The organism is [Zimmermannella] alba NBRC 15616 (assembly GCF_001570905.1).
Lineage (GTDB): Bacteria > Actinomycetota > Actinomycetes > Actinomycetales > Microbacteriaceae > Pseudoclavibacter > Pseudoclavibacter albus.
Window position 1 is genome coordinate 50,616 of the sequence record NZ_BCSO01000009.1, and the last position, 18,198, is coordinate 68,813.

Here is an 18,198-nt window from a genome sequence, read left to right on the forward strand (position 1 = left end):
CACTACTGCGCAGGAGCGCTCATCCACACACTGGAACCATGACCGAGAACCAGACCCCCACCGCACACTTCCTGGCGCACTCCGAAGGCCACACTGCCGCCGTTGGGCTCGATCCCGCCGCGCAAACTCCTGCGGCTGCTCAGCCTCGCGAAGGGCTCCCCATGCCCCACACCTACGGCCTCCACGCGCACCGTCAGCCATGGTGGAAGGGCCTGCTCGTCATCCTCACGCTTGCACTGAGTTACGGCGTCATCATGGTGATCAGCCAGGTGCTCGGCTTCTTCGCCGGAGTGCTCGTCGGCTTCACGAACCCCATCAACCCCATCACGATGCTCGCCCTCAACCTCAGCTGGGCGTCCATGATCTTCATTGCGCCGCTCGTGACTCGCCTCTTTTACAAGGTGCCCAAGGGGAGCGTGTCCTCGCTCGAAGGGCGGTTGCGTTGGGGCCGTCTCGGCAAGGCGCTGCTGTGGATCCTGCCGCTCTACCTGCTGCTCAATCTCAGCTACCCGCTCTGGATGCCCTCGCTCGGCACCGGCGCGATGACCGCCATGCACTGGGGGCTTCTCGCTGTGGCGATCTTTACCACCCCGCTTCAGGCCGCAGGTGAGGAGTACACCTTCCGCGGGGCGGCGAACATCGCTGCAGCGAGCTGGGCGGGCAGCGAACGCGCAGGCCTCGTCGTCGGCATGATCGTCTCGAACCTCATCTTCGGCCTTGCTCACGGCGCAACCGATCCCTGGCTCATCGTGTACTACCCGCTCTTCGGGCTCGGCTGTGCGCTCCTCGCTTACAAGACGCGGGGCCTGGAAACGTCGATCGTGGTGCACGCTGCGAATAACGTTGTCTCCTTCGTGCTCGCGAGCTTGTCGGGCGCTGACTTCAACACAATGTTCGACCGCAGCAACGGTGTCGGCGGCCCCTTCGTATTCATTCCTCTCGCGCTCATGGCGGTCATCGTCGCCGTCACCTGGTACTGGGAAGGTCGCAAGGAACATCGCCTGAAGCAACTGGCGTAGTTCGTGCAGCGACGCCCCCGTGGAAGGATGAACGCCGTGAAGAACACGAAGCGTCGGCCGGACCTCGTGCGGGACACTCGCCGATTCGAGGCCTACTATCGCTGGTCGCTGTACAGCTTCACCCTCGTACAGCTTTTCTTCTTCGCGGGGGCGCTCGCGGCGTCGGGATCAGCTGGTGCATTCCCGGCTACGTGGACGTTCCTTGCATCGATGCTGCTGGGCGTCGCTCACGTGCCACTGCAGGTGCTCGTCGGGCGGAGCGCATTCAACGCCATCCGAACGCCCGCGCCGACACCGCGCCCGCTGCTTGTGGCGTGGGGCCTCGTTGGTCTCGCATCAATCGCGTTCAGCATGCCGTGGGAAACCCCGATGACGCCGTGGACGATGACGGTCAACGTCATCGTCGTCACGTCTCTTGCCATGCTGACGCCCCGGATGTCGTGGAGGACGCTGCTGGCTGTCTCAGGCGCGTTCATCATGGCGAACGCGATTGAGGCTTGCGTGTTGTTCCTCCTGTTCGGCGAAGCCACGGGCATCGCTGTCTCCGTGTGGTGGACTATGGGTGGGATCATCATGCTCATGACCGCATGGTCATTCGCCTGGGTTGTTCGCGTGCTCCTGCAGCTGGAGCAGGCGCGCGAGTCGCAAGCGCGACTGGCCGTGGCCGATGAACGCCTTCGCATCTCACGCGACCTCCACGACACCTTTGGTCGGACGCTCGCGACGATTTCGGTGAAGTCGACATTGGCCGGCGAACTCGTGCGTCGTGATCGCGCCACCGACGCGGCAAAGGAGCTCGACGAGATTCGTGACATTGCTGATCGTGCTGGGAAGGAAGTGCGTGCGATTGTCCGCGGAGAAGCCGAAGTCGGGCTCGGGCAGGAGTTCATTGGGGCGCGAGCGTTGCTCGCCTCGGCCGGTATCCACACGACGGTCGTGGGCGAACCGGACACGGTGCCGCAGGAGTTGGGTGCCGCGCTCGCCTGGATCGTGCGCGAGGGCGTCACGAACATCCTCCGGCACAGCCACGCGACACAGGCATCGCTGAGCATCAATGTCGAGGGTGGGTTGCTCACGCTTCTGCTCGCCAACGACGGTGCGCGACGCGACACGTCCGGAAGTCAAACCGGGATCGCGGGGATGCGCGAGCGCGTCAAGCCGTTTGCCGGTACGGTGACAGCCACGCGAGACGCGGAATGGTTCACACTCGAAGTGACGGCGCACGCAACGAAGGGAGTTTCGGCATGATCCGCATCCTTCTTGCCGATGATGAGACCCTCATCCGGGATGCGCTCGTTTCACTGCTCGAACTCGAGGATGACCTCACCGTTGTGGCGCGGGCATCGAACGGCGTTGAAGCGCTTGAGCAGGCTCGAGCGATGAGGCCTGACATTGCCGTCCTCGACCTGCAGATGCCAGCCCTTGACGGCATCGAAACGGCACGCGTTCTCGGCACCGAGGCGCCGTCGTGCAGCAGCATCATCGTGACCTCGCACGGCCGCCCTGGCTATCTCAAGACAGCGCTCGCGGCCGGTGTGCGTGGATTCTTGCCAAAGACCGTGTCTGCACAGGTCCTCGCGCGGGTGGTGCGGGATGTGGCCAGCGGTGGCCGCTATGTTGACCCGGAGCTGGCGGCTGAAGCCATCGGTGCTGGAGATTCACCACTCTCGCCGCGTGAGGCGGACGTGTTGGCGCTCGCCGCAGAAGGGTCGCCCGTTGACGAAATTGCTCGGCGCGCGAATCTCTCGCCAGGCACCGTTCGGAACTATCTTTCGCTCGCGACCACCAAGCTCGGTGCATCGAACCGCCACGAGGCTGCTCGCATCGCGAGCGAGCGCGGCTGGATCTAGTCGCGCTCACGCTCAGTGCTGCTCGGGCTGCGCCTCGGCACGGTTGGGGCCGCCGGGCACTCTTCCACGCCATGAGCGCATCGCTCTGTGTCGTTCTGTGACGCCGCGCGACGGTTCGTGACCGTGACAGCTGCAGAGGCGGAAGGAGGCCGAGAAACTGAACGCGTCCCACGGCCCAACGTTGTACCGACGCGGCGGGCCCGCGCAACGACAGAAAGGACGCGCGCCATGAACCTTCGCCACTACCTCGCCACTGCGCGCATGTCCCGCGCGCAGTGGATCATCGTCGCCGTCTGCGCGCTCCTGAGCGCGCTCGATGGATACGACGTGCTCGCCATGAGTTTCACGTCGAATGCTGTGAGCACCGAGCTGGCGCTGAGCGGCACAGACCTCGGCCTCGTACTTGGTGCGGCAGGCATCGGCGCGGGTATCGGATCGCTCGTGTTCGGCCCGATCGGCGACCGGATTGGGCGACGTCCAGCCCTTCTTGCCTCACTTGCACTCAGCACCCTCGGCGTTGCCCTGACTGCGCTGTCACATGACCTCACCGGGCTCATCAGCTGGCGACTCGTGACGGGCATCGGCGTGGGCGGCAGCCTTGCCGCGGCGACCGTGCTCGCCAGCGAGTTCGCAAGCGAACGCCGCCACGGGCTGGTGCTGAGCCTGTTCACGGCCGGGTTTCCGATCGGCGGCGCGCTTGGCGGTCTCGCGGCAGCTCCCATCATCCAGACCTTCGGCTGGCAGGGGGTGTTTGTCCTCGGGATCGCCCTCAACCTCGTCGTGCTCGCCCTGGTCGCGGTGTTCCTGCCCGAGTCCCTCGCCTTCCTCGCGGAACGACGCGGAGCAAGTGCCCGCATCGAACGAGAACTCGAACGTCTCATCCAGCGACTGGGTGTTTCCGAACCGGTTGTGGTCGAAGCTGCACCGCGCCAGCACGGCCAGTTTGGTGCCTTCGCTGGCCTCTTCTCGCCTCGCTACCTCGCGACGACACTCGCTGTCTGGCTTACCTTCTTCCTCCTACAGGCCGCCTACCAGTTCGCAAGCTCCTGGACGCCGAAGCTCCTCGTGAAGACCGGACTCACGCCTGAGCAGGGCATCTTCGCGGTCATCGCCATCTCGATCGGCGGTATCGCGGGCGCCCTCAGCTACGGTGCGCTCACCTCGAAGTGGCCTGCCCGCTCGGTCTTCGCTGTCCTCACAGCCCTCGCCTCGCTCGCACTTGCGGCCTTCATCCTCACAACGAGCATCGTGCCGCTCGCCTTCACCGCAGCGCTGCTCGTCGGCTTCTTCCTGAACGCAGCCATTGCCGGGGTCTACACGACCGCTCCCACCGCGTATGGGCCCTCGCTCCGTTCGACGGGTGTCGGCGTCGCGCTCGGAGTCGGCAAGATCGGCGGCATCGCATCGCCGGTGCTGGTCGGCGCGCTTCTTGACGGGGGAGCGACGCCGCTCGCGCTCTACCTCGGCACCGCTGTGTTCCTCATTGTCGCGATCGCGGGGATCCTGAAGATTGAGCCGTACCGCGAGGACGTCGCAGCGACAGTCCCTGCAACCGAGCCTGTCACCGAACGGCAGCTGGTCTGACCGACTGCTAGGCCTCAGCCTCGAGCGGCGTGAACTCGATCGCACCGCTCGGAGAGTTCGGTGCTGGCGGTAGCGGCAGCACCTTCGTGACACGAATCGATCCGCGGCCAAAGAGCTCGACCTCTTCGCCCTCGTGGACGGTGAGGTCGAACTCGTCACCCTCTCGAGTCCAGGTGTGGAGGCGGGCACGCGCCGAATCGCCGTCGGTGAGCACATCCACGAGCCCGATCTTCACCTGGAACGCGGATCCCACCGCGCCCTGCATGATTGATTGTGCATCCATGAGGCCTCCAATCAGCGAGCGTTACCGCTTGAGGTGCGTGACCGCGTTCCCGAGTCGCTGGATGTCTTCCACGGGGATCGCGAGATGTCCCGCATCGTATTTCAGCTGGCTTGCGATCGCCTCCGCCGCCTTCGCGCTCACCGGGTTCGAGCCCCACGGGTTGTAGAGCACGGCGAAGTCGCGGCCCGCAACATCCTGCACGTCAATGAGTGGGTACGCGTGGCGGGGGACGATCGGGTCAAGATCAGTGATGCCGTCGCCCTTCGTCGTGAGGACGGTCGGTTCGTTGTGGGCAATGCGTTCGCGCAGCCACGCGCCATCCACACCCTTGTCGGCGATGTCGTAGGGGTTCGGGATGACTTCGCGCCACTGCGGGGTTTCGCCCGTCATGCGAATCATCGCTTCGGCGGGCGGCCCACCCGAGATGGAGGCGTAGTCGCCGTGCCCGGAACGTGTGCCGTAGTAGTCAGCGAACGCCTTCTCATAAACACTCGCAAGGTTCGCCTTGCTGGCGTCGCTGCCCGCGAAGGCAAGGTCGCTGCCGTTGCCGACGTAGCTGTTCGCGACATCGATCGTGACCGGCTTGCGCGCTTCATCGAAAAGCGTCACCTTGTAGGCATCGCTGGCCGCGTCGTAGCTCACGTGGCGGGCAAGAAACCCCGGATCGGCCTTCTCGATGCTGCTGATCGGAGCGAGCACCCAGCAGTCGTCGAGCGCACCCTGGTTGACATCCGCGTAATGGAAGGTGCCATCGACGACGTTGTGGCCCGGGCGGATGGTGTGCTTCGCGGCATCGTCGACGTGAATCTGGTGAGCGCCAGCCATCTGGCGGTGCACATCTCGCACGGCGGGTGCCATGAAGGCGAGGTCGGAGGCGTAGGCGGCGCCGGATGCCTCAAGCTCAGCGACGCGGGCGGCAAGGCGCGGATCTGCGGCGAGGCCCAGGGCGAGGTCGGCTGGACGCGCTGCTGCTCCGATCTGCATCGTGCGTCCCCCCTCGTCATCAGGATGCGGTGCCCGGCTCTGCGGCATCCCCCAACCGCAACCCGAACCAGCGTAGGTGGGCCTTCTCTGGCAGGCCATGGGGAGAGGTGACCATGCGGCGTGCCCGTGTGTGGGCTACCGCTCCCCGTGGAGCGGGTACGCAAATGCCAACGTTTCGGACGTTTGCCACCGAAAAACCGGTGGCAAACGTCCGAAACGGTGGCACAAGCTTGAGGGCATAGCTTCGGGCCACGAGCCGAACGAGGTCGGCCCGGGCCGGAGCATCAGGCTCTGATGGAGTCGTGCGCCTAGAGCTGGTTGCCGAGCTTGATGCCCTCGGCGGTGCCATCCTCCTTGCGCGTGTACGAGAATCCATCCGCGCCAATCGTCTTCGCCATTTCGGAAGCATCCGTGCGGGTAATGATCGGCTGTGGCTTGCTGTCGAGGTCGAGCACGAGTGAAGCATCCGTGTACCAGGACGGGACGACGGGCGTGCCCCACCAGTCGCGACGCTGGTTGTCGTGTACATCCCAGGTAATGACGGGGTTGTCCGGGTCGCCCGTGTAGTAGTCCTGCGTGTAGATCTCCACGCGGTGGCCGTCCGGGTCGCGCAGGTAGAGGTAGAAGGCGTTCGAGACACCGTGACGGCCGGGGCCGCGCTCGATCGAGTCGGACATGCGGAGCGATCCGAGCTTGTCGCAGATGGCGAGGATGTTGTGCTTCTCGTGCGTCGAGAAGGCGACGTGGTGCATGCGCGGGCCGTCACCACCGGTCGCGGCGGTGTCGTGCACGGTGGGCTTGCGACGCATCCACGCGGCGTAGACCGTGCCCTCGTCATCCTGGATGTCTTCGGTGACTCGGAAGCCGAGGTCCTGGTAGTGGCGGACCGCGCGCGGCACATCCGGGGTGACCTGGTTGAAGTGGTCGAGGCGCACGAGCGCACCCGGCGTGTACAGGTCGTAGCGCCAGGCGAAGCGCTCCACGTGCTCGGTCTCGTAGAAGAACTCGAAGGGGAATCCGAGCGGGTCTTCGACACGGACTGAGTCGCCGATGCCCTTCACGAAACCTTCACTTCGGCGCTCCACGCGGCAGCCGAGCTCCCGGTAAAACCTTTCAGCACGGTCCACGTCTTCGGGGCTGCGCACACGGTACGAAAACGCGGCAACAGCAGCGATTGGACCCTTGCGGAGTACGAGGTTGTGGTGGATGAACTCCTCAAGCGAGCGGAGGTAGATCGTGTGCTCGTCCTCTTCAGTGACGGTGAGGCCGAGCACGTCAACGTAGAAGTGGCGCGACTTCGCCAGGTCGGTGACGACGAGCTCCATGTACGCGCAGCGCAGGATGTCGGGCGCGGGAGCGGTAGGGGTGGGGACCGGGTTCGGGGCTTGGATGGGTGCTTCCTTCGTGACGTAGAAACCGGAGGAAGAGAGCGTGCGGTCGTTGAGTGCAGACATGATCATGCGTCCTTGCGTGAGTGCCAGTGAAGTGGGGTGCTGGTGCGGCGGCAGCGGGGTGCCGCCGCACCAGCGAGGGGTGGCGGGAGACCTCCCGCGGTGTGCCGTCTGGGCGCCGTTGACCAAACGCCACGGCTGGTGGATGGGATGCGGCCGACGCCGCAGATGAAGGCGCGGGGCGATGCCCGCGGCGGGTGCGACTATTCGTCCGCACCGAAACGGCGCGTGTGGACGTCGCCGAGCGTGACGTGGACGGCCTGCTGATCGGTGTAGAAGTCGATCGAGCGGTAGCCGCCTTCCTGACCAAGGCCCGAGGCCTTCACGCCGCCGAACGGGGAGCGGAGATCGCGCACATTGTGCGAGTTGAGCCACACCATGCCGGCGTTGACGTTCTGGGCGAAGTTGTGGCCGCGCTCGAGGTTCGACGTCCAGATGTAGGCGGCGAGACCGTAGCGGGTGTTGTTCGCGAGCTCGAGCGCCTCATCCTCGGTGTCGAAGGGCGTGATCGCGACGACCGGGCCGAAGATCTCCTCCTGGAAGATGCGGGCATCCGGCTTCACATCTGCGAACACAGTCGGAGCAACCCAATTGCCTTCCTCGCCAAAGCCCTCGGGACGGCCACCACCAGCGAGCAGGCGTCCTTCGCTCTTACCGATCTCGAGGTAGGACATGACCTTGTCGTAGTGCTCCGGGTGCACGAGCGCACCAACCTCGGTCGCCGGGTCGAACACGTCGCCAACCTTGATGTTCTTCGCGCGGGCCGCGTAGCGCTCCACGAATTCGTCATAGATGGAGCGCTCGACCATGATGCGCGAACCCGCGGTGCAGCGTTCGCCGTTGAGGGAGAAGACGCCGAAGAGGGTCGAGTCGATGGCCTTCTCGAGGTCGGCATCCGCGAACACAACGGCTGGCGACTTGCCGCCGAGCTCCATCGACATGCCCTTGAGGTGCTCGGCGCAGTTTCCGAAGATGATCTGGCCGGTGCGGCTCTCGCCGGTGAAGGAGATGAGCGGGACATCCGGGTGCTTCACGAGCGAATCACCGGCGGTCTCGCCGAAGCCGTTCACGAGGTTGAAGACACCCTTCGGCAGGCCCGCCTCTTCAAAGATCTTCGCCCAGAGTTGCGCGGATGCCGGCGTAAACTCGGCGGGCTTCAGGACAACGGTGCAGCCGGAAGCAATCGCGGGTGCCAACTTCCACGACTCAAGCATGAACGGCGTGTTCCACGGCGTGATGAGGCCAGCGACGCCCTTGGGCTTGCGGTTCACGTAGTTGATCTGGCGGCCGGGCACCTTGAAGGCGTGGTCGTGCTGGGCAACGATGAGGTCCGCGAAGAAGCGGAAGTTTTCGGCCGCGCGCTGAGCCTGGCCCTTCGCCTGAGTGATGGGAAGGCCCGTGTCCCAGGTTTCGATTTCGGCGAGGGCTTGGTCTTGCGCCTCGACCTGGTCGGCGATCTTGTTGAGGACGCGGGCACGGGCACGCGGGGCCATGCTCGGCCACGGGCCGTTATAGAAGGCTTCGGTGGCGGCCGCGACTGCGAGGTCAATGTCGGCCTTGTCGCCTGAGGCGGCTTTGCCGTAGACCTCGTTCGTGGAGGGGTTGAGCACCTCGAAGGTCTCGCCCGAGACCGAGTCGACGAATTCGCCGTTGATGTAGTGCTTGATGTCGGTGGGGACGTGCTGCGGGATCGTGGTCATGCTGTGCTCCTTGGGGGCGTCGTTGCGTCCGTGGACTCAGTGATCGATGTGTGTCGTTGTTGGAAAGACGAGGTCGGGGCTGCCGACTGGCGCGGGTGCTGCCTGAGGGGATCCGGGTGCGTCCGCGCCAAAGCCGCGTGCCCGGAACGCTTCGAGGGTTGCGAGCCGGTGACCGCGGGCCGCGGCTTCGATGGTGCCCGCATCCGCGTGCGCTTCGAGGAGCGTGAGGATGGTGTCGTGCTCGACGACCGCATTGCGTGCGCGACCGGGCACAAAGCCGAGGGTCGTTTCGCGGAGGGTGTCGACGCGCGTCCATCCGCGCTCGACGAGCTCGAAGACGTGTGCGTTGGGGCAGCGGCGGGCGAGCACGCGGTGGAACGCCTGGTTTCCGGTGCGGAAGGCGTGCGGGTCTTCTGAGGTGATCGCTTCACGGAGTTGTGCGTTCACCTCGCGTGCCTCGGTGAGGTCGTCGGCGGTGAGGTGGGGTGCCGAGAGTGCCGTCGCGAAGCCCTCGACGAGTGCGAGCGTCTGCATGGAGTCGACGTAGACATCTTCTTCGAGCACGGCGACGCGTGCCCCAACATTGCGGTCGTAGGTGACGAGGCCTTCCGCCTCGAGCAAGCGGATCGCTTCGCGAACCGGCACCGGGCTCACCTCGAGCTCCCGTGCGATCTGGTCGAGCACGAGCCGCGAACCGGGCACATAGCTCCCGTTCGCAATGCGTTCGCGGATGAACTCACGCGCAAGCTGCGACTTTGAGCGACCCGTCGTGGCGGGGGCCGAGTTTGTGTGCTGGCGAGTGGCGAGGGGCGTGGGGGTCATCGTCCCTCGCTCGCCTTCCACTCCTCGAACTTCGCCTTCCACTCGGCATTCGGTGGGAAGAGACCGTCCACCTTGTGGCCCTGCTTCACCTGCTCGAACGCCCACGCGTCCTGCAGCTCCTGCGCCTCCGCATCCGTGATGACCTCCTCGAGGAGGGCGGGCGGGATGACAACGATGCCGTCGTTGTCGCCGATGATGATGTCGCCCGGCTGTACGGCGGTGCCGCCGCAGGCGATCGTACCGCCGACTTCCCACGGCACGTGACGGCGGCCGAGGACTGCCGGGTGGTTGCCGGAGGAGTAGACGGGGATGTCGAGCTCGGCGACCGCTTCGGAGTCGCGCACGCCGCCGTCGGTGATGATTGCGTCGGCGCCGAGGAACTGCGCGCGCATCGCGAGGACATCGCCGACCGTGCCGGTGCCCTTCTCGCCGCGAGCTTCCATGACGACAATGTCGCCCTGCTTGACCGAGTCGATTGCCTGCTTCTGTGCGTTGAAGCCGCCACCGAACTGTTGGAAGAGGTCTTCGCGCTTCGGGATGAAACGGAGCGTGTGCGCGAAGCCGAGGATGCGGCGGCCTGGCTTGTTGCTCGTGACCCCGTCAATCGTGCAGTTCGGGATGCCGCGCTTGTTCATCTGTGCCCAGATCGTGGCGACGGCAACCGACTCGATGCGTGCACGCATCTCGGGGCTGAGGATCGCGCGCGGATCGTCAAGGCCGGCAGCTTCGCGGGAACCCCAGGCCTCTGCGCGCTGCGTGTTGTCGACCTTCGGTTGCGCACCAAAGGCGGCCATCTCGAACTCTGACTCGACGACCTTGGTGACGAGTCGGCCCGTGCTCGGGGCGCCGGGCGCGCTCGGGGCATCCACTTCAACCTCGACAGTGTCGCCGGGCTGGGCAACCGACGAGCCAGCGGGCGTGCCAGTGAGGATGATGTCGCCAGGCTCGAGCGTCATGAGCTGTGAGAGGTCGGCCACGAGCTGACCGAAGGGGAAGACGAGGGCATCCGTCGTGTCGTCCTGTACGAGGGTGCCGTTCACCCAGGTACGCACGCGCAGCGCCGTCGGGTCGATGGCGGATGCCGGGATGACGTTCGGGCCAAGTGGCGTGTAGCCGTCGCCGCCCTTGTTCTTGACGTTCGAACCCTTGTCGGCGTGGCGGAGATCGTAGAGGCCCCAATCGTTCGCGGCCGTCACACCAGATACCTTCGACCAGCCGTCCTCGGGGGAGATGCGGCGGCAGGTCTCGCCGATGATGAGCGCGATCTCACCCTCGTATGCGAGGAGCTCGGTGCCCTTCGGGCGCTCGATCGTGTCGCCTGTGTTGGCGATGCTTGTCGCGGGCTTCAAAAAGTAGCCGGGGAACTTCGGGCTGCGGCCGCGCTGGGCGATGCGCGAGGGGTAGTTGAGGTGCAGGGCGATGATCTTGCCCGGACGGTGCTCAGGGGTGGTGAAGTCGGTCGTCATGGCGTCCTCCAACAGGGTGTGCTCGCGTCATTGCGTCACCCCCAATCATATACGATCCGCCACCCCGCCGAAACCCCCTCCCTCCCTCCCTGACCGAAGCCCCATGCCGAGAAAACTGGCCCAAATGGTTGGTGCGGTGCCACATATGGCACCGCACCAACCATTTGGGCCAGAAAATGTGGGCTTGTTGCGCGAGTTGAGAGGGGGGAGCTGACTTAGCTCCGGACGCCGAAGCGGGGGAGCGGTGTCTCCGGCGGCGGTGCAGACGCCGCGGAGGGGTTCGCGCCCGCGTGCTGCGCCTCCATGGACTCGACCTCAGCCGGTGCATCGGCGCCCGACGAACAACAGGGACTCACGGCGACGTCCGCGTCCGAGGGGCTATTGCTCTCGCAGCATCCGCCCGCACCGCGCGTCGACCAGTCCGGCACGTTGAGCGCGGGGTTCCGGTCGAAGAAGCCGTAGGGCTTGAGCCAGAAGTGGTAGGCATCCACCGGCATGATCGGCCAGTCTTCCGGCCGCGGGATGTGGGTTGGGCCGAAGGTGTGCCAGAGCACGATGTCGCCGCCGTCCACCGATTCCGCATCCGCGATATATTCGGGAAGACCTCCGCCGCCAGCGTGCTGGTTCGGGTAGCGGCCCGCTGGCCAGAGCTCCTCCTCGTGGTACTTCGTCACCCAGGTGTGCTTCGACGCGAAGGCCGCGCGCGCCGCAACAAACGAATGAGGGTCTGCGAGCAGGGTCGGTAGGCCCTCGCTGATGAGCTGGTACTCGGTGGGCTTTCCGATGTGGTTCCGGCGTGAATTCGAGCCGATATGCCAGGTGCGACCCTTGAGATTGTCGGCCGTGCGACCCTGCTCGGTTTCGATGCGCGTCTTCGTCCAGGTGAAGGCGTTGCCGTACGGGTTCGCTTCGCCCATCGGCACCTGTGCGAGGTCGACCTCGTCGACGTAGTTGTCGGCGCCGTCGATTTCGAGGTCGAGGCGGGCGCAGAAGAGGTGCTGGTGGACGGGTGAGAACAGCCCCGGCGCGATCTCGCTGCGGTGTGGCTCAATCTCGCCCGGGATGCCGGAACCGTTGTAGACGATGCCGGTCGCCTTCGCCTCTACCTCGATCGTGCCGTCGAGGTAGAGGTACCAGTAGAAGCCGTAATCGTAGTTGCCGACCGTCGCGAAGTACGAGATGACGAGGCGACGCTGGCGTCGCACATCCGGCTGGTGGCCGAGCTCGGTGTGCTTCCAGAGGATCGAGTAGTCCTCCTCGTGCATGCACACCGCCTGCGGAATCGTGACGGGGCGGCCATGATCGTCGTGCGACGATCCATCGAAGTAGTGGATGACGCCGAGGCAGTCGCAGCCGAGCGCGAGGGAATTCGCGTTCTTGCCGAGGTAGTACTCGCCCGCGTCGAAGTAGCTAATCCAGTACCGATTGATCGAGGTATCGCCGTAGGGGACGACCATCTCCGGCACCGAACCGCGGTACATGATCGGGCGCTCTTCGTCGCCGTCCTTCACTGTGAGCTGCGACAGCACGAGACCCTCACGGGCATTGAACCCGACGCGGAACGAGAATCCCTCCCACTCGACCTTCGATCCCTCAACCGTGAACGACGGCCCTTCCGGCTGGGTGATCTCGATCGGCTTGATCGATTCACGATCAGGACCCGCAACATCCGGCCCGTAGTTTCCCGACCCCATGTGCGTGGGGGTGTCCGAGTCGTCCTCGACGCGAATCACTTCGCCCTTTGTGAGATCGAGCGTGACGAGGAGCCCCTCGACCGGGTGCGCCCAGTGCGAGTCCGTCTCGAACTCCTTCAGAAACGTCACCGAGCGGATGACGCGGCGTCCCTGCTCGTCATCCCGCGCAAAGAAGCCAGGCGCGAGCGGCCCGATGAATGCCGTGTCGAGATGGTCTTCCAGGCCTCGACGCCGCATCGCTGCCTGCCATTCCGGGCACGAGCGAACGATCTGATCGGCCTGCTCGAACTCCTCAAAGAGGTACGTCGGCTGACCGTAGGGGTGGACGTCTGAGTCGACGCGGCGCTCGCGCTCGATGGCGTCCTCCGAGAGGTTCACGATGTATTCAACCGAGATTCCCGTGGCCGTGTCGAGGACGATGTACTCGATGCGGCGGTGGAGGTCATTGCCAGGCGTGAAGGCGCGGACGACGTCCTTCGGCGGCTCGACTGGCATGACGCTCGGGAACCGGCTCGTCTCGCTGAGCTTGCCTTCGCGTTCCAGAATTGCGCGGCCGCGCTCAATCTCACTCGGTGCAAGCTGATCGAGTGGATGCGTTGGCTCGGTGAGATGCGACACGCGCTTGCCGTGCGTATGCGTGACATCAGCCATGGTGACCTCCTTGTCGCCAATAACGGCGCGACGCTGCGCCATCGTGCTTTCGGACAGGGTGCCAGCGCCTGCTTGCTGGCAGCAAGGCGACGGGCCGCCTTTGCGCGCCCGAGCATGAGCCGTGCAGTCGCAAGCAAGCGGGCGGGGAGGCGAGCACTGAAAATGATTCCACCCACTCAACGACGAGAACAGGGGATACCCATGAATGTATTGCGATCAGCCATCGTGGTCGGTGCCGGGTCGGCAGGATCGGTCGTGACCCGTCGCCTCCTCGACGCAGGAGTCGAGGTGCAATTGCTTGAAGCGGGCCGAAGCGATGAGAATCCAGCCATCCATGATCTCGGCCGACTGGGCGAGCTGTGGCTCTCCGATGATGATTGGGGGTACTTCACGACCCCGCAGCGGCACGCCGCGGGACGAAAGCTTCACTGGCCGCGCGGCAAAGTCCTCGGGGGTTCTCACTCGCTCAACGCATCCATCTGGGTGCGAGGCCCGCATGCGGACTACGACCGCTGGGTGACCGAAGGTGCGGAGGGGTGGTCATGGCAGGAGGTCGCGCCCTACTTTGAGCGCGCAGAACGCTGGATTGGCCCCGAGCGCGAGGGGCGGGGCACGGAAGGCCTGCAGGACGTGTCCGATGAAGGATACGAACGAATGCCGATTTTTGAAGGCATCCACGACGCGTGCGTTGAAGCGGGCATCCCACACAACGACGACTACAACGGCGACGATGTCGAGGGCGTCTCCTGGATGCAGCTCACCACCCGCAACGGTGAGCGTCTCTCGAGCTGGCGCGCCTACGTGCACGACCGGATGGACGACCCCAAGCTCACCGTGCACACGGGTGTGTGGGTGACGAAGCTCCTCATTGAAGAACGTCGTGCCGTGGGTGTACTCGCAGAGCAGGATGGCGAGGAGCGTGAATTCCGCGCGGACGAGGTCATCCTTTGTGCTGGCGCACTGGATTCGCCGCGCATCCTCTTGCACTCCGGTATCGGTTCGGCAGAGCACCTCGCCGAGGTTGGCATCCCCCTCACCCATGACCTTCCGGGCGTTGGCGAGAACCTGCACGACCACCTCCTCGTGCCCATCGTGTTCCATGCCACCAGGCGCGAGATCGCACAGCGCCAAACGAACCAGCCCGTCGCGCAGGTGCACTCGTGGACAACGTTCCGTCAAGGATCCCCTGTGCCCGACACGCAGCCGATCTTCTTCGCGCTGCCGATGGTGCCGCCCGGCACTGAGGTGCCTGAGAACTGCTTCACCCTGCAGGCCGGGATGGTGCGTCCTGTCTCGCGCGGTCACCTTCGCCTCGCGTCGAACGATCCAAAGGCTCCACTGCTCATGGACCCGCATGTGCTCGAAGCGCCGGAGGATGTCGGGTCCCTCCTCGCCTCAATGAAGCAGATGCGAGAGATCGGTGCGCAGCCTGCGCTCGCGGAGGAGTGGGGCGCTGTTGAAGTCCTGCCCGGTGCCGAAGTGGAGTCCGATGATGAGCTCATCCAGTACATGCGCGAGCAGGTCGTGACCTATCACCACCAGGTTGGCACCTGCAAGATGGGTCCCGAAGCTGATCCGCTCGCGGTCGTGTGCCCGAAGACGCTCAAGGTGCACGGGCTCGAAGGCGTTCGAGTTGCAGATGCGTCCGTGATGCCGAGTGTGCCCTCGGGCAACACGAACGCCCCGGCCATCATGATCGGGGAACGTGTGGCCGACTTCATGCTGCAGCCGTAGTTATTGAACGGGTCTGTGATTTCGATACGCGCGGTTTCGCTGCGTGCTCGACCACCTCGAAACGGAGGCACTCGAGCACGCCGGAGGCGGTATCGAGACCACGACCATGTCAGGTGAGTACGCCGGCCACGCGCTCGCGGAGTGCGGTCGGTGTCTCATCGAACGCGGCCCGAAATGAACGCGAGAAGTGAGCAGCGTCGTGGAAACCCCAGCGCCGTCCAACTTCTGCGATCGTGTGCGCGTCATCCTGCGGATTCGCCAAATCGAGGAAGCAACACTCGAGTCGCCGCGAGCGAACATAGTTCCCGACCGTCGTCCCCGTCGGGGCGAAGAGGCTGTGCAACTGCCGCACGGATACGCCCGCGTTCGCGGCGATGGAGGCGGGCGTGAGATCTGGGTCACCGAGACGACTATCAATGTCATCCCGAATGCGAATCATGAGCTGGTTGTGGCTGCTCACCCGGAGCGACGCAAGATCGCAGTCGTGCTCAATGAGCGCCGTCAAGAACTTGGTCGCGGACGCCACGACCTTCGCGCCCGCCCCCGCCTCAACGGCCTCAATGTGCTCACCCAACGTGGCAAGAAACGGCGTCACCATGCGTGCCATGCCGTCATCGCCCGGCACGAGGAGGGGATTGATGTGCTCTGCACGCGGTGCGAAGTCGCCGAGCATCGACGTTGGCAATTGCACGACGGTGGTGAGGAACGGATCCAAGAACTCCACGCGGTACGGCCGGTTCGTGTTGTAGATGAGGAGCTCGCCGGGCCCCGCGACAAGTTCCGTTCCGTTCTGGACGAGGTGTGCCCGGCCCTCAAGATGCAGCGACAGCTTGAGGTAGGGCTCGGGATGCCGCGCGATGAGCGCAGGCGTGCGCTCGATCGTGTGCGGTTCGGCCCTCACTGACGTGAAGGAGACGCCCTCCGCGGAGCTATTGCGAAGGCGACCCCGAAATGAGGCGGCCTCCCTCGGCGTGACGTCGAGTGGAAAGAAGGAAGCATCCACATCCGCCCGAAAATCCTCAAGTGTGCGCCACGGTATCCCCGGGCGTGCGGGATGCCGCGCCTGTTCGTTCGGATGCGGGCGCGCGCTACGAAACACCATGCTCTGACCTCATTGTCGTGCGGACGGCTGCGCCTAGAGTAGCGGGCGCGTCCGAGAATCTCAGATGTGCGCTCTCCGCGCGATGTACTAATGAATGTGCTAGGTCAGGCGGATGAAATCCGCGAAACGGTATGCACATTTGTGCAGTCTCGGGGTATGGTGCTGGCACCTGCACGGCAGCTGAATCGTGGCACGGGCGCCTCGGAGTCGCTGCCATCCATCCCGCACAGCATCCACACCGCAGACAAAGGAGTCATGCGCATGGTGACCACTGTCCCCACCGCGAGCCTCGGGCACGGGGCCTCGAGCTCGCCGTCAAGTCCCCGCGATCAGCGTCGCGTCATCGCGGCAACCGTCGTCGGTACCACGATCGAGTGGTACGACTTCTTCATTTACGCGAACGCTGCCGCGCTCGTGTTCAAGGAACTCTTCTTCGGCCCGGCCGCGAACGGTGACCCGGTGCTTGGGCAGGTGTTCTCGTTTCTGACGGTTGGTATCTCGTTCCTGTTCCGCCCGCTCGGCGCCGTGCTCGTTGGCCACTTCGGCGACAAGCTCGGGCGCAAGGCGATGCTCGTCATCACGCTCGTGCTCATGGGTGCGGCGACGGCCCTCATCGGCATCCTGCCCACCTACAGGGATGCGGGCATGCTCGCGCCGATCCTTCTCATCACCCTCCGCGTGCTACAGGGCATTTCGGCTGGCGGCGAGTGGGGCGGTGCCGTCCTCATGGCGGTCGAACACGCCCCGGTTGACAAGCGTGGCCGCTTCGGCATGTACCCGCAGCTTGGCGTGCCGCTCGGCATGCTCCTCGCGACCGGCACCCTCGCCCTCATGTCGGGCTTCATTGCGCCCGGGGATGCCTTCACTGAGTGGGGCTGGCGTGTGCCGTTCCTCCTCTCGATCGTGCTCGTCATCGTCGGCTTCGTGGTGCGCCGTGCGGTTGAGGAGAGCCCGGTCTTCCAGGAGATCGCCGAGAAGGGCAAGGATGCCCAGATGCCGATCGTGGCGCTCATGAAGCGGCACTGGAAGCTCGTCATCCTGCTTGCCCTCATCTTCGCCGGCAACAACGCGGTCGGGTACATGCTCACGGGTGGTTACATCCTGAGCTACTCGACGAACGCTGACATCTGGGGTGAGCTTGCGATGAACCGGACGACGGTGCTCAACTGCGTCACGGTCGGTGCCGTCGTATGGGGTGTCGCGACGCTCGTCTCCGGCTACATGTCCGACTGGATTGGACGGAAATCGACGTACGTCATTGGATTCCTGTGCCAGGTGCTCGGCGTCTTCCCGCTCTTCTTCCTTGTTGACCACGGCATTGCTTCGGGCGAAGTGATCTGGGTGCTCCTTGCGCTCGGCCAGCTCGCGGTCGGGCTTGGGCTCACCTATGGGCCGCAGTCGGCGTGGTATGCGGAGACCTTCCCGGCATCTGTTCGAACCTCCGGCGTCTCGATCTCGTACGCGCTGGGTGCGATTGTGGGTGGCGCCTTCGCACCGACGATTGCGACAGCCTTGCAGAGTCAGTTCCACAGCTCGATGGCGGTGGGCTTCTACCTGCTCGTGATGTCGGTCGTGGGACTTGCCGCGACGCTCGTGCTGAAGGACCGCCAAGGCATCCCGCTTGGCGTCGAGTTCGAAGAATCGGGGGAGTACCACCTCTTCGACCCGCGCCTTCGCGACCTCGAAGCGCAGCGCCGCGAGCTCGGCCACTCCGTCCCGTAGCCCGGGCGACCGCCCCGGACCGCCCTCTCTTCCGGGAAACCTCTGTCTTCTCTCTCAATCCTCCAGATTTCAGTCGAAAAGTGCTTGTTGGGTTGCGATGCACGCGACCCAACAAGCACTTCTTGATCTCCGTCGG

General features: G+C 64.9%; 14 protein-coding genes. 6 read left to right on the forward strand and 8 right to left on the reverse strand.

What is annotated here, in order from left to right; genetic code table 11:
- The first annotated feature begins 38 nt into the window (after positions 1-38).
- The 4 genes from ZAL01S_RS07050 to ZAL01S_RS07065 all read left to right on the forward strand — a co-directional run bounded on the left by ZAL01S_RS07050 (position 39) and on the right by ZAL01S_RS07065 (position 4,453).
- A complete protein-coding gene (locus tag ZAL01S_RS07050) occupies positions 39-1,019 on the forward strand; it encodes a CPBP family intramembrane glutamic endopeptidase (protein WP_066081696.1) in 981 nt (326 codons plus the stop codon).
- A 36-nt stretch (positions 1,020-1,055) separates the two neighbouring features.
- On the forward strand, positions 1,056-2,267 hold the full coding sequence (locus ZAL01S_RS07055; RefSeq protein ID WP_159421628.1) for a sensor histidine kinase: 1,212 nt from the start codon (positions 1,056-1,058) through the stop codon (positions 2,265-2,267).
- On the forward strand, positions 2,264-2,869 hold the full coding sequence (locus ZAL01S_RS07060; protein WP_066081700.1) for a response regulator transcription factor: 606 nt from the start codon (positions 2,264-2,266) through the stop codon (positions 2,867-2,869). Before ZAL01S_RS07055 ends, ZAL01S_RS07060 begins: the two co-directional genes overlap by 4 nt.
- Positions 2,870-3,097: 228 nt before the next feature.
- Positions 3,098-4,453 (forward strand): MFS transporter, encoded by a 1,356-nt coding sequence (locus tag ZAL01S_RS07065; RefSeq protein ID WP_066081702.1) that lies wholly within the window; start codon positions 3,098-3,100, stop codon positions 4,451-4,453.
- A 7-nt stretch (positions 4,454-4,460) separates the two neighbouring features.
- Here the strand turns inward: ZAL01S_RS07065 and ZAL01S_RS07070 are convergent, their stop codons facing one another.
- The 7 genes from ZAL01S_RS07070 to ZAL01S_RS07100 form a co-directional block, all read right to left on the reverse strand.
- A complete protein-coding gene (locus ZAL01S_RS07070) occupies positions 4,461-4,736 on the reverse strand; it encodes a hypothetical protein (protein WP_066081704.1) in 276 nt (91 codons plus the stop codon).
- Between the two features lie 21 nt (positions 4,737-4,757).
- Complete coding sequence (locus tag ZAL01S_RS07075; protein WP_066081705.1) at positions 4,758-5,720, reverse strand: C2 family cysteine protease; 963 nt, start codon at positions 5,718-5,720, stop codon at positions 4,758-4,760.
- Positions 5,721-6,028: 308 nt separating this feature from the next.
- The gene (hpaD, locus tag ZAL01S_RS07080) at positions 6,029-7,174 is read right to left on the reverse strand and encodes a 3,4-dihydroxyphenylacetate 2,3-dioxygenase (protein WP_066081754.1); all 1,146 of its coding nucleotides are present in this window, start codon (positions 7,172-7,174) and stop codon (positions 6,029-6,031) included.
- A 200-nt stretch (positions 7,175-7,374) separates the two neighbouring features.
- Positions 7,375-8,871: a 5-carboxymethyl-2-hydroxymuconate semialdehyde dehydrogenase gene (hpaE, locus tag ZAL01S_RS07085; RefSeq protein ID WP_066081707.1), complete on the reverse strand. Its 1,497-nt coding sequence runs from the start codon at positions 8,869-8,871 to the stop codon at positions 7,375-7,377.
- Between the two features lie 36 nt (positions 8,872-8,907).
- Positions 8,908-9,693, reverse strand: a complete 786-nt coding sequence (locus ZAL01S_RS07090) for a GntR family transcriptional regulator (RefSeq protein WP_083523162.1) — start codon at positions 9,691-9,693, stop codon at positions 8,908-8,910.
- On the reverse strand, positions 9,690-11,159 hold the full coding sequence (locus ZAL01S_RS07095) for a fumarylacetoacetate hydrolase family protein (protein WP_066081708.1): 1,470 nt from the start codon (positions 11,157-11,159) through the stop codon (positions 9,690-9,692). Before ZAL01S_RS07095 ends, ZAL01S_RS07090 begins: the two co-directional genes overlap by 4 nt.
- 215 nt (positions 11,160-11,374) lie before the next feature.
- On the reverse strand, positions 11,375-13,504 hold the full coding sequence (locus tag ZAL01S_RS07100; RefSeq protein ID WP_083523166.1) for a primary-amine oxidase: 2,130 nt from the start codon (positions 13,502-13,504) through the stop codon (positions 11,375-11,377).
- Positions 13,505-13,705: 201 nt separating this feature from the next.
- Between ZAL01S_RS07100 and ZAL01S_RS07105 the strand changes: the two genes are divergently transcribed.
- Positions 13,706-15,238 (forward strand): GMC family oxidoreductase, encoded by a 1,533-nt coding sequence (locus ZAL01S_RS07105; RefSeq protein WP_066081710.1) that lies wholly within the window; start codon positions 13,706-13,708, stop codon positions 15,236-15,238.
- Between the two features lie 109 nt (positions 15,239-15,347).
- Here ZAL01S_RS07105 and ZAL01S_RS07110 read toward each other — a convergent pair whose 3' ends face one another.
- The gene (locus ZAL01S_RS07110; RefSeq protein WP_083523163.1) at positions 15,348-16,340 is read right to left on the reverse strand and encodes an AraC-like ligand-binding domain-containing protein; all 993 of its coding nucleotides are present in this window, start codon (positions 16,338-16,340) and stop codon (positions 15,348-15,350) included.
- Between the two features lie 261 nt (positions 16,341-16,601).
- On the opposite strand from ZAL01S_RS07110, the gene ZAL01S_RS07115 reads away from it, so the two are divergent.
- Complete coding sequence (locus ZAL01S_RS07115) at positions 16,602-18,062, forward strand: MFS transporter (RefSeq protein WP_066081756.1); 1,461 nt, start codon at positions 16,602-16,604, stop codon at positions 18,060-18,062.
- Positions 18,063-18,198: the final 136 nt, after the last annotated feature.